We start from the raw sequence: 17,444 nt of genomic DNA on the forward strand, positions 1-17,444 counted from the left end.
TAATTGCTTGCAACTGTATGAAGCTCACCCTCCAGATAGCCGGATTCGTTCTGACGCTATTTTCTTTCCTGCCTCTTATCAAATCCCCCTTGTGGTGGATCAGGGTGCTTGACTTTCCACGCCTACATGTGGCCATACTGCTCACAGGCGTACTGGTGGCGTATGTGGCGCTTTATGGTGTGACAGGTGGCGCAGGTGAGATCGGGATGCTCGCGCTTTGGGTGCTGGCTATTGTGAATGAATTGCGCTATGTCTACTACTTTACGCCACTCGCTCCAATAGAAGCCCTGCGCACGGAAGTAGAGGTACCAGCCAACTGTGTCACACTGATGGTGTCGAATGTGCGCATGACCAACAAGAAGTATGAAAAGTTCTTGCAACTCGTCCTGCGCACTGACCCAGACATCGTGCTGATCAATGAGCCCAATCAGGCTTGGTACGATCATTTGCAGCCGGAACTCGATAAGCGCTTCCCCTATGCCATCAAAAAGCCGTTGGAGAACACCTACGGCATGTTGCTCTTCAGCAAGTTCAAGCTTCTGGACAGTGAGATACGCTTTATGGTGGAAGATGATATCCCTTCGTTTTTCACGGTTGTGGAACTGCCGAGCGGCCTTCAGTTTGACTTGTACACGGTACATCCGCAGCCGCCCCGGCTCATGCAGAATACTGAAACCCGCGAGGCGGAACTGCTCATCGCGGCAAAGGTTGTAAAGAAATCCCCGCACCCCTCTATCGTAGCTGGCGACCTGAACGATGTGGCTTGGTCAAGCACCACCAAACTGTTCAAGCAGATAAGTGGCATGCTGGACCCACGGGTTGGTCGTGGCTTTTTCAATACATACAATGCCTACATACCACTTTTCCGCTACCCCCTGGACCATGTCTTTTATGATCCCTCATTCCGATTGGTGCACATGGAGCGACTGCCAAAGTTCGGATCCGACCATTTCCCGATTCTGATCACACTCAACTACGAGCCAAAGAATCAGGAAGAACAACAGCCTCCTAAAGCCGATGCCGAAGACCATGAAGAAGCCAATGAACTGATACAGGAAGGGCTGGAAAAAGGCGAGGAGCGCAATGGAGAAAAGAAGGCCGAAAACGGCATCAAATAAAAAACCCGCTCAGTAAACTGAGCGGGTCAAAATAGATGAATGCCCTGCCTAAAGGGCTATATGTTCGTCAACCTAGATACGCTCTACGTTAATTGCATTCAATCCTTTTTTGCCATCTTTCACTTCGAAAGAAACACGGTCATTCTCACGGATTTCGTGAACTAGACCAGTCTGGTGAACGAAGATGTCTTGGTTTGTATCGTCAGCTACGATGAAGCCGAAGCCCTTAGATACGTTGTAGAATTTTACTTTACCTGTTTGCATGATAAATAATTGTTAATAATAGAAGCAAAGGTAAAAATAAGTTCTTATAAATAACCAAATTCATAAAAATAAAATAAGGGCATCTGTCTCAGAAACATAGCCTTGATTTTGTGACTCCTGAAGGTATCTGTCGCAAGCAACGTCGGCACTAATCTTCACGCTTCTACCCGGTGTGCACCTCATAACCCTCCTACGTGAGGTGCGTATAGCTAAAACGTTCAGTTACACTAACTAAATAGGTATGACCACCATTTTTTGATGTGGCTTGAACAAGGCCTTGCCTCTGTTCCGGCACTTTGTGCTGTGCGGTGGCGATGTCAGATTTAATCGAGCCTTTACTATTCCAATTAATCTATAACTATAAACTGAGGAGATCAGAACTATGAAAGAAAACGAAAAAAATCAGTCATCCAGCCAGTCTGGAAGTATGTCGGGCAGCTCGTCATCGGGTAGCTCTAACCAAAGCGGATCTAATTTAACTGGCTCAAGTCAAAGTGGTTCTGGTATGGGCTCCATGAGCCAGGGAAGTTCCGGCATGGGCTCATCATCTTCCAGCTCTACTCCTTCCTCGAAGAGCAGCAGCAAATCTGCTTCTTCCGACAGCAAGTCGACAGGTACAAAAGCCAAATCAGGCACTAAAACCTCTTCCAAATCTTCTGATTCCAAAACAGGAAAATCTTCAACTTCTTCCAGAAGCAGCAAAGATTCTGATAGCAACCTGAAAGATTCTGATAGCAACCTGATGGGTAGCAGCGACCAGAGCTATGGTAGCCAGAGCGGCTCACAGCAGGGCTATGGCAGCCAGCAGCAAGGCGGTATGGGTGGCCAGGGCTACGGCGACAGCCAGCAAGGTGGCTATGGTTCGCAGGGAGGCTATGGTTACGGTTCGCAGCACAGCGGCGGCTACGGCGGCCAGAGTGGCTATGGTTATCAGGGCGACTATGGTTCATCGCAGCAGGGCGGTGGCATGCAGCGCGGCTACGGCGACAGTAGCGGCTACAGCTCATCTTCTCAAGGTGGCTATGGTTCGTCTTCACAAGGCAACTACGGCGGCTCGCAGGGTGGCTATAACTATGGCAACCAGGGCGGCATGGAAGGCAACCGCACCCGCTACCAGGATCAGGACTACGGTGCCTCGAGAGGTGGTATGCAGGGCGGCATGCAGGACAGAGAAGGCGACAACATCGGTGGCCAGAGCTACGGTGGTTCGCAGGGCTCTTTCGGTATGCAAGGCAGTGGCTCTAACCAGGGCGGCTACGGCAGCTACGATAGCGGTCGCGGTGGATACGAACAAGGCGGTAGCTACCGCAGCAGTAACCAAGGCAATTATGGAGGCTCGTCTCAGGGCAGCTATGGTTCTCAGGGAAGTGGACAGGAAGGTTACGGCTCCAGCATGACGGGCTCTGGTTCATCCAGAACAAACATGCATGGTGGCTATGGTAGCCAAGGTAGCTACCAGCAGGGCTACGGACAAGGCGATTACGGCCAGCGCGGCTCTCAGGGTGGCTATGGTTCATCGCAGGGCAGCGGCATGCAGCGCGGCTACGGCGACAGCAGTGGCTATAGCTCTTCCTCACAAGGAGGATCTGGCTCTATGGGCGGCCTCAGTGGCTCGCAGGGTGGCTACGGCTCGTCTTCGCAAAGCAGCTATGGTTCTATGGGCGGCTCGCAGGGTAGCTCCGGCGACCGTGACCGATACGGTTCTATGGGATATGGCTCATCCAGAGGTATGAGTGAATATGACCGCGATGACTATGGCTCACAAAGAGGCTACAGCTCACAAAGCTCCATGCAGGGTGGCTATGGCTCGCAGGGCGGCTACGGCTCACGTGGTGGTTCTTACAACGATGAATACCGTTCGTCTCAGGACCGCGGCCGTGGTAGAAGCTCTTACGGTGATAACTACGGCTCACAGAGCAGCTACGGCGGTTCTTCCCGTCAGGGTTCACAAGGTAGTGGCTACGGCTCTTCTTCACAGGGCGATTACGGATCTATGAGTGGCCGCAGTGGTTCTCAAGGCGGTTACGGCTCACAGGGCAGGTCACAAGGCGGTTACGGCTCTATGAGCAGTGGCGGCTACGGTGGCTCTGAAAGAAGCGGCGGCATGAGCGGCTATGGCCAGAGTGGTTACCGTGAAGGTGGCTACGGCCAAGGCGGACGAGGAGGCGACCAGAGCCGCTACGGCTCTATGGACAGCGGCACCTCTTACTACAGCGATAACCAGGGTTCGTCTTCACGCGAAAATTATCGCAGTGGTATGGGCGGCCAGGATTCTTCGCAGCGCGGACGCTCCAACTATGATGACGATAGCAGCAGCTTCGAAACAAGAAGAAGCGACCGCTACCGCGACCTTGACTAATCTGAATTGATCTAAAGCAAGAGGCCCTTTCCTGATTCAGGAAGGGGCCTCTTTTTTTGTGCTATACCTGATGCTTAAAAGCACTCCTGGTAATCGCTGGCAAACTGCCGGAAATTGTGGGGCGAGCGACCTGTTACTTCCTGTACTGTATCTGTTACGGCAGCAGATTTTCCGGCTTTGTAAGCAGCGTACAATTCTAAGATGGCATCTGCTATTCGTACTGGTGTATGATGCTTCAGCATGGCTTGCCGGACTACTTCTTCAGGCACATCCACAAAGTCAATTTGCTTGCCTGTCACCTCGCCCAGCAGCGCAGCCATTTCCTGATGCGAGAGCGCTTCCGGTCCGGTCAGTTCGTATACCTTTCCATGATGCTCGTCTGACAGAAGCACCTCTTCGACTACGGCCGCAATATCACGCGTGTCAATGTAACTGACCTTGCCCTCCCCTACAGGCATATAGAATTTACCTTCCCGCTTAATAGACTCAGCACTGTAGTTCACCAAGTTCTGCATAAAGCCCGCGGGCCGGAGAATGGTATAAGGGATGCCGCTTTCCTCTACATACCTTTCCATCTCCCGGTGCCAACGGCCCAGTTGTATACCTGGCTCCGCCCCTGCTCCCAACGCCGACAGCCTGACAATATGTTTCACACCCTTCTTCTTCGCCTCTTCTACCAGGTTGCGGGTCATCTCCAGCTGGTTTTCGGAATGCGGCGTAATGAGCACAAGCTTATCTATGTTTGTGAAGGCAGCATGCAGCGAATCAGGGTCATTGAAGTCGATCTCCACAATCTCCACACCGGGCAGCCGTCTCAGATTTTCACCTTTGATGACGGAGTGTACACCCGCCCTCACTATGACATCCTGCATGGAAAGCTGATTTACAATTTCATGGCCTACCGTACCTGTAGCACCCGTTACCAATATCGTTTGTCGCATCGTTTTATTCTTTTGAGGTATGTTCACTATACGTGCACGGCACTGCTGACGTGTCGTTTTGCAGCTATACCTATAAACTGATCTGGATGGTGTTAGGTTGAGGGCTCCGCTGTGTTTACCGCTTCAGCTCAAAGCTAACCAGGTATAGTTTTCCATTTTCGTTGCTGATGAGTAGTTCTGTGGGCGACAGGTATAGCAGCGCCTCCGCCTGCCCTGTGCGGCCCAGCGGCAGACAATAGCGCTTTCCAGAAAACTGTACCTGCTCGTTTTCGGGTTCAAACAGGTATAGCCGCCCATACCCCAGTAGGGCAAAATCTTTCCCGTTCGGGGCGCTGTCGGCAGCTGTGATGGCGGAGCTCACCCGCAGCTCTTCCTGCGGCGGCAAGGTATAGGCACCCCCTGTGGCAGGCAAGGTATAGCGGCGGGTGATGCCTTTGCGGGCACGGCTTTTCGTGAAGAAGTGCAAACTGTCAGCACGATAGAAGAAAGCCTCCAGATCGAAGTTTCGCTCCTGCGCTGGCGGCGGAAAATCCTGTTGGTCGGCGAAGTCAAAAAGCATCGTATCCTGCACAATCATCTCCTCCTGCTGCAACTTAAAAACTTGTAAGTCGCGGCGGGCATTGGCGTTGTTGCCGAAGTCGCCGATGTAGAGATTGCCTTTATCGTCCTGCGCCAGTTCTTCCCAATCGCGGTTAGGTATAGGCAGCGGTATGGTTTTCAGCAACTCGCCCTTCAGGTTGAAAAGGTATAGCTCTGCTGGTGATCCACTGTCAGGATGGGTCCAGAAAGTGCTGTCAGTAGCATGGGCCAGGCCGGAGCTCTCCCTGATGTGGGTATCCAATCGGCCGATACGCTGCACGTTCACCTTGTAGTCTTTCCGCAGCCGCTCAAAATCGCTGTTGCGCCTGTCTGGTCCGCAGCCACACAATGCCGTTTGCAGGTATACATACAGGGTAAAAAGCTTGATAAGCATTTATTTGTTGTTGATAGCTAATTGTTGATTGTTGCCGGTGCACGATTGGGCAGGCTGTAGCCTAGTGCCCTCAACTTGAGGAATGAGGTACAGAATTGTCGTCTCGAATGAAATGAGAGATCCGGATTATTCTCCCGCATTGATCATGTTTCAATTATCTCCCGAAGTTAAAAATAGCACAATAGCATTTAAGCTTTCAGCATGGCGTACTATGCACCATTTGGACAGGTTGCGACCTGTCCCTACAGGATATATCTTATAAAATCCTCAACTCCCAAACTCTTTCACTCCCAGACGCTTAAACTTATCCAGCACCGCCTTGATGTTAGACCAGAACTGCCGACTGTAGATTCTTTGAGAAGGCCAGTTTCTTTGCCGGAGCAGTTTGGGTATATCGGCGTGGGCGTGGCGCACGGAGAGGTTGTTGAAGTACAGGTCGTCATCGGTCAGTACTACGCTGCTGTAGTTGCCCTCCTCGACTACGGTCAAGTCCGCGAAAGGCACGGCAGCTTGCAAAGCAGGAACTGCCCGGGCCAGCTGTTCTTTAAGCATCGGCATCTGCGATGGCATGGGCAACGCCTGCGGCGCATATTTGAAATAGCGACGACTGACCTGCTGGGCATAATGCAGGTAATCGCGCAACAGCTTCGGGCCGGCATGCTGTGCGTTCTCTACCTGCAATTGCTCGCTTCGGATACTGCTCACCACAATCACTAGTTGCCTGGCACGGGTAATGGCCACATTCAACCGGTTTTCGCCACCGGCCTGGTTCAGGCTACCAAACTGCATGACCATTTTGCCTTTTGCATCCGGCGCATACCCTACTGATAAGATCACCACCTCTTTCTCATCGCCCTGCATGTTTTCGATGTTTTTGACCGTTACCGTTGGCGGCAAAGCTATACCTTGAAATTGGGCTTTTTCTTCGAGCAGGTCCTGCACCAGCATTTGCTGATTGTAGTTGAAAGTGATCACCCCCACATCCTCCATACCGCTCTGCACGAGCTGCCATACCTGCTCCACCACTTTGTCGGCTTCGGGCAGGTTGCTGTTCTGTTGCCACAGCCCCTGTACTTTCACAAACTGGATAGCAGGTTGGTGGGCGTTCACGTCCTGTCGCTCAGGTATAAGCTCCAGTCGGTTGCGGTAAAAGTAGCGGTTAGAGAAATCGATCAATTCCGGGAAGCGGCTGCGGTAATGCTGCGTGAGCATGGTCTGTGGCAGGTATAGTCCGCAAAGTTGTAGCAGCGATTCTGCGGTCAGTTCCTCCGGTTCTTCGTTGCCGTTGCCACCCCAGCGGGAACGGTACAGGTCTGACGGGCGCAGCTGCTGCTCGTCGCCGGCCACGACCACCTGCTGTCCGCGTAGCATGGCAGGTATACCTGTCTCGGCAAAACATTGGCTGGCCTCGTCAAAGATCACCAGATCAAAGCAGCGCTCCAGCGGGAACACCGCCGACACTGTTTCAGGTGATGCCAGCCAACAAGGAGCCAAATTCAGAATCTCTTCGCTGAAAAGTTCGAATAGTTTGCGGATCGGGTATAGGCTGCGTTTTTTGCTGACCTGTGCATGCAAGCGTCGATAAGTCACGGCATTGCCTAAGCGGTTGTACTCCATGTTCCGGTAAGTCTGCTCCCGCAACCGCGACAGCACGATCTCCTGACTCAGGTCCTGCTTTTGCTGCAGCAGGTTCTGGAGATCAGCTTCAACCCGGTCCAGCTCACCGCTATCAGGCATGCGTAGTTCGGGCCACTGACTTTCGAGTTCGTGCAACCAGGCCAGGTATAAGCTGTTCAAAAACAGCGTCTCACCTAGTTGGGGGGTAGCTATACCTTCGTACAGCACTTGCCTGCAAACCTCCTGTTCAGCAGCCGAAAGTGTGCTGCGCAACTCATCGTAAGCCACCATCGGCTCAAAATACTGTCGCAGGCTTTCCAGCAATTTTGTGCTATAGTCTTCTTGTTCTGCCAGTTTTTCGATGTGCGTTTTCGGAAGCCATTGCTCCCACTCGCCGTAGCGTTGCTCAAACACCTGCAGCGCCTGCGCCTGCGCTTGCAAATGATCCGACAGGTTTTTCTCCAGCCACATCTTTTCGTGCAGCACCCGCTCCCGGTGCAGTTGCTTCAGTAGTTGATGCGCCTCCAGGGCCTGCTCCACCACCTCCAGCTTTTGCAACATCGGGGTGGGGTTGTCCTCGAGGCGTAAGGTATAGCGGATGCTTTTGTTGATGGATTTGATCAGCCCCTGCGCCTGCTCCCGCAGCTCGATGCGGCGCTGCAATTCGCCCACTCCCTTAGGCGTCAGTTCAAGCTTATACTTGGCCAGTGCCTGCTGCAGCACTTTCTTGTCTTGCGAAAAATACCAGCCTATCCCTTTAAAGAAATCCTGCTTCTTCGCCTCGAAGACCGTGATCGCAGATTTCACCAGCGTCAGTTGCTCAATAGGTATAGCGGCGTCCGGAGCGGGACACACCAGGTATAGCGCTTTGAGCTGGCGCACCAGTTTTTTCAATTCTGAAGCTTTGGCCTCCTTGCGCAGCAGTGGTTGCAGCGTTTCGGCCACGCCTTCCCGATCGAGCAAATGCTGCAGTTCGTCCAGGGTGTCGTAGGCGGTGCGGAAACGCTCCAGGCTGCTCAATTCGAATTCGGCACCGCTCAGCTCGCTTATACCTTGCTGCATGGCGCGGTACTGCTCGGGCAGCGCCTCAATAGTGCGCTCCATTTCCTGTTGCTGCGGCCAGCCGAAGCCCTGCATGCTGTGCCGCTCTTTCCAGATAAAATCGGCCTTCTCCAGCACGATGCCCTGCTGCAGACTGGCCCGCAAACGAGGCAAGAAGTCATTAACCGTTGCGGCTGTGAACTGCTTGAATACTTCTGATAGCTGCACGTGCGGCTGTTGCAAACTGCTGCGCAGGTATAGCTCCTTGGGTGACCAGCCACAACGGCTGCTGTCGAACAGGGCGGCACGGAAACTCTCCAGCTTTTGCAGGCACTGGTTAATGCCCCGGCTTACTTCCAGGAAAGTACGGTCGGTATAAATGCTGTTGAGGGCGTTGTTCTGTTTCTTGTATTCATCCAGTTGGTCTATCTGCAGGAGCAGTTGCTGGTAGATGCTTTTGCGATCGGCGTTGATGTCGTGCACTAAAGCAGCAAACGGACCGAGTCCTGCTGATGAGAGACGTTGGTGCACCACGTCGAGGGCAGCGCGCTTCTGACTCACCACGAGCACCCTTTTGCCGCGGGCCGTAAAGTCCGATACCAGGTTACAGATGAGTTGCGACTTGCCCGTGCCCGGAGGCCCCTGCACTACCAGCGATCGCCCCTGCTTCACCTGTTGCAAAGCTGCCTCCTGCGATGCATCCATGGCAAAAGCGGTAAAGGTATGTTGTGCCTGCGTCGCGACCTGGGTTATACCTGTATCGGGTCCTGTAAACAGGTCTTCCATTTCCTGTAAGCCGCTGCGTTGCAACAACTCATCATAATCACCTAGCAAATAAGAGGCAGCCTGCGGGTATAGACCGAGCACAGCCTCCTGCTCCAGGTATAGCTGACCGGGTTTGAGATCGGCTTCATAATCGGCTTTGCGGAAATCGTGGAATGGCTTGAGTTTATCGGTAAAGAATTCACGGCCGGCGTTTACAGTCAGCTGGTTTTCTTTCAGGAGCTCGTATACCTGCGTGCGGAATTCCAGCGGGTGCGAGGGCAGTGTGCTCAGGTCAAGTTCCAGCAAAGGCTCGGCCAGCGGCGTGCCCATGTAGTGCGCATAGGCCAGCACGAAGCTCTGATTGAACTGCGCTGGCTGCGATGTGTCAGGTATAAGCTCCCATTCCTGCTTGCCGTTTACCTGCAGCTGCACCGGAAAAAATAGCAGCGGGCAGCGCACGGTGGTACCATCGGCGAACTTGCCATGCACAAAAGGCCAGCCCAGGTATAGCTCCCGGCTTCCGCGCTCCTCCAGAATCATGTCGGCTTTGCGGCGTATAAAACGCAATCGCTGGCTGACGGGCGTAACGGGGGCATAGCGACTGTCGGCAAAAGGAGCCAGCACAGCAGTTTTGCCACTGATCACCTTCTCCAGTATATGGAAGGCAGGCTTGTTGTTGATGAAATCCAGCTCGTTAACATCCAGGTGCAGCTCACGCGAAAGCCGCAACAGCAACAGGGCCCTGTTGCCGGCGCTCAGGTTTAGCAGACGATGACGATAGCTTTTGAGAATGGATTTCATAAAGTGCGTTGTTCCGAAAACGGATAGAATTGCAGAATAGTCTGTAGCTATACGGCAAGTCGGCAGCAATACGGCAAGTTAGTATGAATTTAGTGTACTTGGAAACGATGAAACGGCTATCATTCTGGTATTATTTCCGTAAAAATATTCATAAAGCCTTGTTTACAAACCGGATACAGCATCAGCAGGGCTCATACCTCAGCGCGATACCTGTACCTATGAATCCGATCAGAAAATTCAGATCATCCAGCTTATTTATTACTGTTGCCGGAGAAAGCCTGGGACATGTTACTATCAACAGGACTGTTCTGTTGAGTGCTTTTCTCTATACCTTTGCCGTGGCGCATGTTTTGGTCGGCATCGCGTTTTATTTTCAGGATACGAGTCGCTTTTACAGCTATCTCACAGAAGACGGCTATATCGAATATTTCACGTCTTTTTTTTTGCTAGCTACTTCGCTGTACTGTTTTTATAAAGCACCCCGGATAGATGGCAAATGGGCAAAGGCGTTCTTTTATGTGGCGGCGGCTGTTTTTTTCTTTGGCTTTGGCGAGGAGATTTCCTGGGGGCAGCGCCTACTGGGCTTTGAAGTGCCGGAGGACCTGGAGAAGATCAATCCGCAAAGCGAGTTTAACCTCCACAACATTCACTTGAATGGCGTGAACCTGAACAAGCTTATTTTCGGCAAAATATTATACCTGGGCGTATTCGTTTACTTTTTGGCTTTGCCCGCACTATACCGGCACAGGCAGTGGTTCAGGCAACTAGTAGATAAAACCAGGCTTCCTTTGCCAACTCCTTTGCAAGCGCTGCTCTATACCTTTCTATTCATCAGCCTGCTGCTCATTAACGATGGAAAAAAGTGGGAACTGCAGGAATTCGTGCTCGTTAGCTTTATTTTTTATGCCTTCCTGATGCCCTATAACAGGAATCCTTCACCCCCGGTTTAGGTATAGCCCTTCCTGTTAACCGAAAGCAGCCTGAAATTCAAAGGCATGCCACTAACCTATCGGGCCTGTTTAACCGTATGGAGTAAAAATTTCCTGCCAAGCTATTTTGTGGTTTCGTGACCTGCTATACCTTACAACATTTTCCGCTGAGCAGCAGTTGTAGTGTCACGCACATGCTGTAGCTTGCATCTGTTTGCACCGACATTTACTATGAAAAAGCCTACCAATCTACTCCTTTTCTTTGGGTTGATCCTCACCCTACTAGCCTCCTGCCGCAAAGAGCGGGTGGAGAAAGAAGTAGAACGCATGGACGAAGTCACGACCTCCAAGAAGTACCCTTTTAAGTTTACAGACGAGAGCCTGGAGAAATGGAAAGAGCAGGTTCCGGAGATCCAGAAAGTCAACATTAAGTCCACGGTGGACGGCGCCACCCAGCCGGCCCTGTTCTATACCTCTAAAACTACCGGCCCACGGCCGCTGCTGGTGATGCTGCACAGCTGGAGCAGCGAGTACCTGCAGGTCAAGAGCATCCCCTATGCGCTCTGGAGCAAGGAATACGACTGGGCGTTTATTCACCCCAACTACCGCGGCAAGTTCGACAACCCGGATGCGATGGCCTCTGACCTGGCCATACAGGACATTGTGGACGCCGTGAACTATGCCAAGCAGCACACCGAGATCGACACGAACCGCATCTACATCCTCGGCTCCTCGGGCGGTGCCATGACCGCCCTGGTGGCGGCCGGCCGGCATCCTGAGATTTGGGCGGGGGTGGTCGCCTGGGTGCCCGTTTTCGATCTGGTGGACTGGTACGCCTTCAGCCAGAACTACCCGCACCGCGACTACAACCGCCATGTGGTGGCAGCCTGTGGGGGCAAGCCGCTGCCGGGCACTCCCGCCGCCGAAGAATGCAAACGCCGCAGTCCCAGCACCTACATCCACCAAGCCAAAGACGTCCCGATTTTCCTGGCGCACGGCACGATCGACGTACTGGTTCCGCCGGACCACTCCATCCGGGCCTACAACATCCTGGCCAGCCCCAGCGATACCATTGCGCAGCAAAACATCGACTATCTTCTGAAAGAACAGACACTGCCTGAGGAACTGGCCAAGACAACCGAGGAGAACAAGTACTTCGGACCTTCGGACCCGGAGGTGGTGTTTGTGCGGCAGTCCGACAACGTGCGCCTGGTGCTGTTTGTGGGGCAGCACGACATGGCCTACAACCCCGGCCTGTTGTGGCTGAACGAACAGCGGAAGAAAACCGCAATCCCTACTCCTGAGCCGGTAGCCGGGCACTAAGAAATTTTCCTCTTGCAGATAGAACCGATGCCTGAATCTTCTAAAAAAGACGAGCACGCCAAACCCGCTATACCTACACTGGAGCAAGTCTCCTCTGGTGGCGTGGTGTTCCGGCAGGCACCGTCAGGCATAGAAGTGGCGCTGATATCGGTGGGTAAGCCCGAGCGCTGGCAATTGCCCAAAGGTATAGTGGACCCCGGTGAAACGCCCGAGGTAACGGCTGTGCGGGAAGTGCAGGAAGAAACCGGTGTGACGGCTGCACTGGTCGAGAAGATAGATACGATTGAGTACTGGTATGTAGGCGACAAGGCGGGGCAGCGGGTCCGTTTTCACAAGTTTGTGCACTTCTTCCTGCTCTCCTACCGGTCAGGCGACATTGGCCAGCACGATTGGGAAGTGAACGAGGCCCGCTGGGTGGATCTGCAGGCGGCAAAGGAATTAGTCTCTTTTAAAAGCGGGCGGCAGGCGCTGGAAAAGGCGGAGCGGATGATCGAAGCCCCTAAAAAGTAGGGCGCTATACCTACAGCACCAGGTATGGACTGAGTTTTTCGAACAGCTCTGCCGTCACGATCTTGATCTGCCGGATATCCTCCACTTTCCTGAATTCGCCGTGCTGCTCCCGGTAGGCCACGATGGCACGCGCCACATTGGAGCTGATGTAAGGGTGCGCCTTCAGCTGATTTGCATCGGCCTGGTTGAGTGACAGCTGTTGCACCGTATTTGCTTTTGGCACGAAGGTATACTTGTGCAGGCTGTCCACTACGGCGGGCGGCAGTGCGTATACCTCCTGCACCTGCGCCATGCTGTGGAACCCGCCCAGGCCATCCCTGTACTTCACAATTCTTGCCGAAAGCTTGCTGCCAATCCCCCTGATCTGCTTCAGGGCGGTGGTATCGGCGGTGTTGATGTTGAAAGGGGCGAGGATAAAGCGCTCACGGGGTCGCGGGTTGCTGGCCCAGTTTGGATTGGGCGCTGTCCGAGCGTTGGCGGCTATACCTCGGTTGCGGCTATACCTGTCGGGTTTGGTTTCGGGGAGTTGGATGTAAGGGTATAGCTGCTGGAAAACGGAATCGGGCAGACCGTAGATGGTAGCAAGCTGGGCTTTATAGGTGAAGTCGCCGACTTTGTTGCGGTAGTTGAGGATGCGTTGTGCCATGTACCTGGGCATCCCCAGCTCCTGCCACTGCGCTTCTGTTAGGTGGTTGGGGTTGAAGGGTTGCAGCGCTACAGGCAGTTGGTATACCTGTTTTCTGCCCGTCCGCTCCGGCTGTTTGGCCTCCAGTTGCGCTACCAGACTGTCGAGCAGCTGTTTCTCGGCTACGCCGCTCTCTACAACGCCTGTCCCTTGTTTCGAAAACCATTTAAACAGCAATGGTGCTGCCGTCAGCAGCACCATTGCCCCTATCAGTACCAGAAACCCGTTTACCTCGCGCTGCGAAAAGCCAAAGTTGCGTCGAATCCAGTACCTGATTTTCTTCATAAAATAGTTAAGCCCGCGGAGCCCGCCGCTCTATCTCGTCGTCGTTGTCGAGATAGGAGTCCGGCTCCGGTTTGGGAGGCGTTTTAAGCACTCTGATAAAAAAGTATATAGTTGCGCCAGTTACTAACAACATAGTACTGAGCATGACAACAAGTGCAGATGTATTCATAGTTTCCTAAATTCTTCCTTCTCTAACTCTTTTTTTATACGCCATGTATACCAGCCCAGCGATGCTCAGGAACACGACTACCAACAAAATGCGCGAAGCATTCACAAAGAACAGCGTTTCCTGCAACTGCTCAATCACGGCCGGGTCGGTGGCCTCGGCCAGCTGTCGTTTCAGATTCGAGTTCTTTATCTTGTTGATGATGGAGCTGTCGTCCAGTTCCCAGCCGTTGCTGAAAGCCCCAGCCCAGTCGCCGCCTTTCGGTGTAATAAGCGAGCCGATGAACACCCATAGCAACAAGAGCGGAGTAACGAATTTGATGATGAACTTGTAGATGCCTGGCACTTTGATGTCAGCGCCGGAGGTAATTTCTCTCCAGCCTTTGTTCATGCCAAACACCCAGGCAAACAGGATAGACTCAAACAAGGCAAACACTACCAGCGATACAGTGCCTGCCCAGTAGTCGTATTCGTCGAACACGCCATACTTAAAGAAAAGCACCGTTGGCATACCCAGCACCAGAACAATAAGGCCAAACGACCAGGCCGCTGGTCTACGGTTCCAGTTAAACTCGTCCTGCAGGAAGCCAATCCAAGGCGTACCCATGGCCAGTGATGAGGTGATGCCTGCAAAGAACAGCAAGCCAAACCACATCACGCCGGCAATAGCGCCCAGCACATCACCCCACTGGTAGAACAGGTAGGGCAGCGTACGGAAGCCCAGACCCAGACCACCCTGGCTGTTCACCAGGTCAACGACACCATCTATACCCAGGTAACCGATCGAAATCGGAATCAGGATGGAGGCTCCCAGAACTACTTCCACGAACTCGTTCATCCAGCCGGCTGACATGGCGTTTAGCGCGATGTCGTCTTTGGAGCGCACGTAGGAAGCATAGCAATGGATGGTACCCATACCTACGGAAAGCGTAAAGAAGATCTGACCGGCCGCAGCCAGCCATACCGTAGGCGACCAAAGCTCGTCGAAGTTCGGCGTCCACAGGAAGTTCAGGCCTACCGAGCTGTCGTTGATAGCACCGTTTTCGCCGGCATTGATAGTGAAACCTTTGTAGGCCAAGAACATACCAAACACAATTAAGAGCGGCATACCTATTTTGGCTACGCGCTCCACCCCTTTAGCAAGTCCCTGCGAAAGAATCCAGGTGTTCAGCAGCAAACACACGACAAAGAAGAAAATAGGCTCGTACGGAATGCCGAAGGTTGACTCTCCCAGGTTCACATACTCGTCAAAGAAGTTTGAAACGCCAATCTGGTCGAGCCCGCTAAAAGTGCCGCCCAGTGAGTGAAACACATAAGAAAGTGTCCAGGACTCCAGGTAGCAGTAGTAAGAGGCTACCGCAATGTTGGTCCAGATACCGAACACGCCGATGTATTTCCAGAGACGGTTCTTGTGCATGGTATCCACGATAAAAGGCGTGGAGTGGTGACCGAATTTTCCGCCGAAGCGCCCCATGGACCACTCGATCCAGAGGAGTGGAATGCCCATTACCAGAAAGCAGATCAGGTAGGGGATGATGAAGGCTCCACCACCGTTTTGCACCGCCTGCACCGGGAAACGGAGGAAGTTCCCCAGGCCCACTGCGTTGCCGGCCATGGCTAGAATGAGACCCACCCGGGAGCCCCATGATTCTTTGTTAGCACTCATAATAAGGGTAAAGGTTGGTTAGTTCAGATTAGTTGGTTAAGGTAAGCAGGGTTGTGTTTTGTGCGCAATTGTTAAAAACCAGTCATGCAGCAAGGTTAAAATCCGCATAATCAGCATTTAAAGCTTCCAATTTAAGCAATGGTTCTGATTGAACCATATTAAATTCAATATTTTTAATACATATCAGCCTGTTCTGCCACCATAGCGATACCCTCCTGAAAGGTATGCGGTTTGTACCCGAGCTCTCTCTCGGCTTTGGTGATGATGAAACCGGTGCGGGGAGGGCGCCTGGCGGGCTGCGAGAAGGTGCTGCCGTCTGCTTTGTCGATCAGTGATTTGTCCAGCTTGAAATAGTCGGCTACCAGCAGGGCCATGTCGTAGGGGGTGTACATCTCCTTGCCCGAGATGTTGTAGATGCCTTCGGCGTCGTGCTGCACGGCCAGCCAGCAGCCCGTGGCCAGGTCCTCGGCCAGCGTCGGGGTGCGGAACTGGTCGGTTACCACCTTGATCACTTTGCCGGCCCGCAGGCTGTCGCGCACCCACAGCACAATGTTGGTGCGGCCGTAGTCGTGCACCACGCCATACACGAGCACCGTGCGGAGGATCGCCCATTTGCACCTGGCCTGCTTCACAATTTCCTCGGCCATCAGTTTGGTCTCGCCATAAAAGCTGATCGGGTTGCCTGCTGCCTCCTCGTCATAAGGGCCGTCTTCGCCATCGAAAATAAAGTCAGTGGACAGGTGGATCAAGTGCACATTGTGCTTTTCGCAGGCCTCTGCTACAAAGGATACCGCGTCGCGGTTGAGTTTCAGGGCGCCCGCCTGGTCCGATTCGCACTGGTCCACGTTGGTCATGGCAGCGGTATGGATCAGGTGCGTTGGTTTGAAATCGGCCACTACCTTTTCCACTTCTGCGCGGCTAGTCACATCCATTGAGGCAAAAGCCAGTGTTGGGAAAATCTCCGCCAGTTTGTTCTCGCCACGGCTGGTCGCCAGCAATTCCACATCGGTGCGGGGAAGCAACAGGGAAGCCAGTTTCTGGCCCAGCAGACCGTTGGAGCCTGTGATCAGTATTTTTTTCATGTTTTCAGTTTTTGTTGTATGATTGATTCTCCTTGAAAGGGATCACTTCACTATCCCTTCGAGAAGCAATGGCATCATGCCCTCATTATAAAGGTAAGTGTGTGGTTACTTATCAACACGGCCCTACTTCCAGGTATAGCAATTGACTGAAGAGGTAAAGTTGTTTCAGGTATAGTTAGTCCGCCTGCTGATAGGTATAACGGTACTTCTTGGCTATTTTTTTCTTCTTCACTTCCTCCACCTTCACTTTCATAGGTATATCGGAAAGTGGGCGATTGCGACCGTCTACAGCTTGCGCTGCAATCTTATCGATCACTTCCAGACCATCGATCACCTGCCCATACACCGTATAGGCTTCATCAAGCTGCGGCGTTCCCTGGTGGTTCTCCACAATGTAGAACTGGGAGCCGCTCGACTCTTTTTTAGGGTTTACCTGGTCACCCATACGGGCTGCGGCCAGGGCGCCACGCACATGCTTATACCTGGGTTTGATCTCGGCAGGCACGGTATAACCCGGGTTGCCGGCGCCGTCGTTCCGTGGATCATCGTCTTTGGTGTTCGGGTCGCCGCCTTGGATCATAAACCCATCGATCACGCGGTGGAAAGTGGTGCCGTCGTAAAAACCCTGCCGGGCGAGTTTCAGGAAGTTCTCTTTGTGGAGCGGCGTGTCATCGAAGAGCACCAGTTTCATTTCTCCGTGCGGAGTGGAGATCGTTACCAGTTGATCTTTGCCTTTGGGAGCTTTCTGTGCCATCGCGGCCATTGGCAGAAGCGCCAGCATCAAAATGAAAACAGTTATCTTTCTAAGCATGTTCATATCGAAGGTGTAAGTTTTCGGTTTAAAATCAAGTCCAGATTCCAAATTTAAGCCTTTTTGGTTCCTTTCCATGTATTGCCCGCATTTTCTGCAGGTTCATACG

Annotated in this window: 14 protein-coding genes; 5 read left to right on the forward strand and 9 right to left on the reverse strand. The window is 52.9% G+C overall.

All coding sequences use genetic code 11. The features are described from left to right. Window positions 1-17 precede the first annotated feature (17 nt). Window positions 18-1,118: an endonuclease/exonuclease/phosphatase family protein gene (locus L1278_RS01855; RefSeq protein WP_253400802.1), complete on the forward strand. Its 1,101-nt coding sequence runs from the start codon at window positions 18-20 to the stop codon at window positions 1,116-1,118. 72 nt (window positions 1,119-1,190) lie between these two features. On the opposite strand, the gene L1278_RS01860 is transcribed toward L1278_RS01855, so the two are convergent. Continuing rightward, complete coding sequence (locus L1278_RS01860) at window positions 1,191-1,382, reverse strand: cold-shock protein (protein ID WP_116541469.1); 192 nt, start codon at window positions 1,380-1,382, stop codon at window positions 1,191-1,193. A 382-nt stretch (window positions 1,383-1,764) separates the two neighbouring features. On the opposite strand from L1278_RS01860, the gene L1278_RS01865 reads away from it, so the two are divergent. Then, window positions 1,765-3,741, forward strand: coding sequence for a hypothetical protein (locus tag L1278_RS01865; RefSeq protein WP_253400803.1), 1,977 nt, complete (start codon window positions 1,765-1,767; stop codon window positions 3,739-3,741). A 74-nt stretch (window positions 3,742-3,815) separates the two neighbouring features. On the opposite strand, the gene L1278_RS01870 is transcribed toward L1278_RS01865, so the two are convergent. From L1278_RS01870 to L1278_RS01880, 3 genes are all read right to left on the reverse strand, one after another. Continuing rightward, window positions 3,816-4,682 (reverse strand): SDR family oxidoreductase, encoded by an 867-nt coding sequence (locus L1278_RS01870; protein ID WP_253400804.1) that lies wholly within the window; start codon window positions 4,680-4,682, stop codon window positions 3,816-3,818. Between the two features lie 115 nt (window positions 4,683-4,797). Further along, a complete protein-coding gene (locus tag L1278_RS01875) occupies window positions 4,798-5,655 on the reverse strand; it encodes a hypothetical protein (protein WP_253400805.1) in 858 nt (285 codons plus the stop codon). A gap of 267 nt (window positions 5,656-5,922) precedes the next feature. Beyond that, a complete protein-coding gene (locus tag L1278_RS01880; protein WP_253400806.1) occupies window positions 5,923-9,879 on the reverse strand; it encodes an AAA domain-containing protein in 3,957 nt (1,318 codons plus the stop codon). A 218-nt stretch (window positions 9,880-10,097) separates the two neighbouring features. On the opposite strand from L1278_RS01880, the gene L1278_RS01885 reads away from it, so the two are divergent. The 3 genes from L1278_RS01885 (at window position 10,098) to L1278_RS01895 (ending at window position 12,641) form a co-directional block, all read left to right on the forward strand. Continuing rightward, on the forward strand, window positions 10,098-10,829 hold the full coding sequence (locus L1278_RS01885) for a hypothetical protein (protein ID WP_253400807.1): 732 nt from the start codon (window positions 10,098-10,100) through the stop codon (window positions 10,827-10,829). Between the two features lie 210 nt (window positions 10,830-11,039). Further along, a complete protein-coding gene (locus tag L1278_RS01890) occupies window positions 11,040-12,131 on the forward strand; it encodes a S9 family peptidase (RefSeq protein WP_253400808.1) in 1,092 nt (363 codons plus the stop codon). Window positions 12,132-12,143: 12 nt separating this feature from the next. Next, window positions 12,144-12,641, forward strand: coding sequence for an NUDIX hydrolase (locus L1278_RS01895; protein WP_305884433.1), 498 nt, complete (start codon window positions 12,144-12,146; stop codon window positions 12,639-12,641). Window positions 12,642-12,651: 10 nt separating this feature from the next. On the opposite strand, the gene L1278_RS01900 is transcribed toward L1278_RS01895, so the two are convergent. The 5 genes from L1278_RS01900 to L1278_RS01920 form a co-directional block, all read right to left on the reverse strand. Next, window positions 12,652-13,611: a ComEA family DNA-binding protein gene (locus L1278_RS01900; protein ID WP_253400809.1), complete on the reverse strand. Its 960-nt coding sequence runs from the start codon at window positions 13,609-13,611 to the stop codon at window positions 12,652-12,654. A 7-nt stretch (window positions 13,612-13,618) separates the two neighbouring features. Continuing rightward, entirely contained in the window at window positions 13,619-13,780 is a 162-nt protein-coding gene (locus L1278_RS01905; protein WP_253400810.1) for a hypothetical protein, read from the reverse strand. Window positions 13,781-13,786: 6 nt separating this feature from the next. After that, complete coding sequence (locus L1278_RS01910) at window positions 13,787-15,442, reverse strand: sodium-dependent transporter (RefSeq protein ID WP_188501641.1); 1,656 nt, start codon at window positions 15,440-15,442, stop codon at window positions 13,787-13,789. 173 nt (window positions 15,443-15,615) lie between these two features. Further along, on the reverse strand, window positions 15,616-16,524 hold the full coding sequence (locus tag L1278_RS01915; RefSeq protein WP_253400811.1) for an SDR family oxidoreductase: 909 nt from the start codon (window positions 16,522-16,524) through the stop codon (window positions 15,616-15,618). Window positions 16,525-16,699: 175 nt separating this feature from the next. Continuing rightward, window positions 16,700-17,341: a peptidylprolyl isomerase gene (locus L1278_RS01920; protein ID WP_253400812.1), complete on the reverse strand. Its 642-nt coding sequence runs from the start codon at window positions 17,339-17,341 to the stop codon at window positions 16,700-16,702. Window positions 17,342-17,444 lie beyond the last annotated feature (103 nt).

The organism is Pontibacter sp. HSC-36F09, assembly GCF_024171605.1.
In the GTDB taxonomy this organism is placed as follows: Bacteria; Bacteroidota; Bacteroidia; order Cytophagales; family Hymenobacteraceae; genus Pontibacter.

What these genes read in the sequence shown, in the direction of transcription:
- L1278_RS01905 (WP_253400810.1), bottom strand. Translation starts at nt 13,780, where the DNA reads ATGAATACATCTGCACTTGTTGTCATGCTCAGTACTATGTTGTTAGTA.
- L1278_RS01860 (WP_116541469.1), bottom strand. Translation starts at nt 1,382, where the DNA reads ATGCAAACAGGTAAAGTAAAATTCTACAACGTATCTAAGGGCTTCGGC.
- L1278_RS01890 (WP_253400808.1), top strand. Translation starts at nt 11,040, where the DNA reads ATGAAAAAGCCTACCAATCTACTCCTTTTCTTTGGGTTGATCCTCACC.
- L1278_RS01875 (WP_253400805.1), bottom strand. Translation starts at nt 5,655, where the DNA reads ATGCTTATCAAGCTTTTTACCCTGTATGTATACCTGCAAACGGCATTG.
- L1278_RS01870 (WP_253400804.1), bottom strand. Translation starts at nt 4,682, where the DNA reads ATGCGACAAACGATATTGGTAACGGGTGCTACAGGTACGGTAGGCCAT.
- L1278_RS01910 (WP_188501641.1), bottom strand. Translation starts at nt 15,442, where the DNA reads ATGAGTGCTAACAAAGAATCATGGGGCTCCCGGGTGGGTCTCATTCTA.
- L1278_RS01900 (WP_253400809.1), bottom strand. Translation starts at nt 13,611, where the DNA reads ATGAAGAAAATCAGGTACTGGATTCGACGCAACTTTGGCTTTTCGCAG.
- L1278_RS01885 (WP_253400807.1), top strand. Translation starts at nt 10,098, where the DNA reads ATGAATCCGATCAGAAAATTCAGATCATCCAGCTTATTTATTACTGTT.
- L1278_RS01865 (WP_253400803.1), top strand. Translation starts at nt 1,765, where the DNA reads ATGAAAGAAAACGAAAAAAATCAGTCATCCAGCCAGTCTGGAAGTATG.
- L1278_RS01920 (WP_253400812.1), bottom strand. Translation starts at nt 17,341, where the DNA reads ATGAACATGCTTAGAAAGATAACTGTTTTCATTTTGATGCTGGCGCTT.
- L1278_RS01855 (WP_253400802.1), top strand. Translation starts at nt 18, where the DNA reads ATGAAGCTCACCCTCCAGATAGCCGGATTCGTTCTGACGCTATTTTCT.
- L1278_RS01880 (WP_253400806.1), bottom strand. Translation starts at nt 9,879, where the DNA reads ATGAAATCCATTCTCAAAAGCTATCGTCATCGTCTGCTAAACCTGAGC.
- L1278_RS01915 (WP_253400811.1), bottom strand. Translation starts at nt 16,524, where the DNA reads ATGAAAAAAATACTGATCACAGGCTCCAACGGTCTGCTGGGCCAGAAA.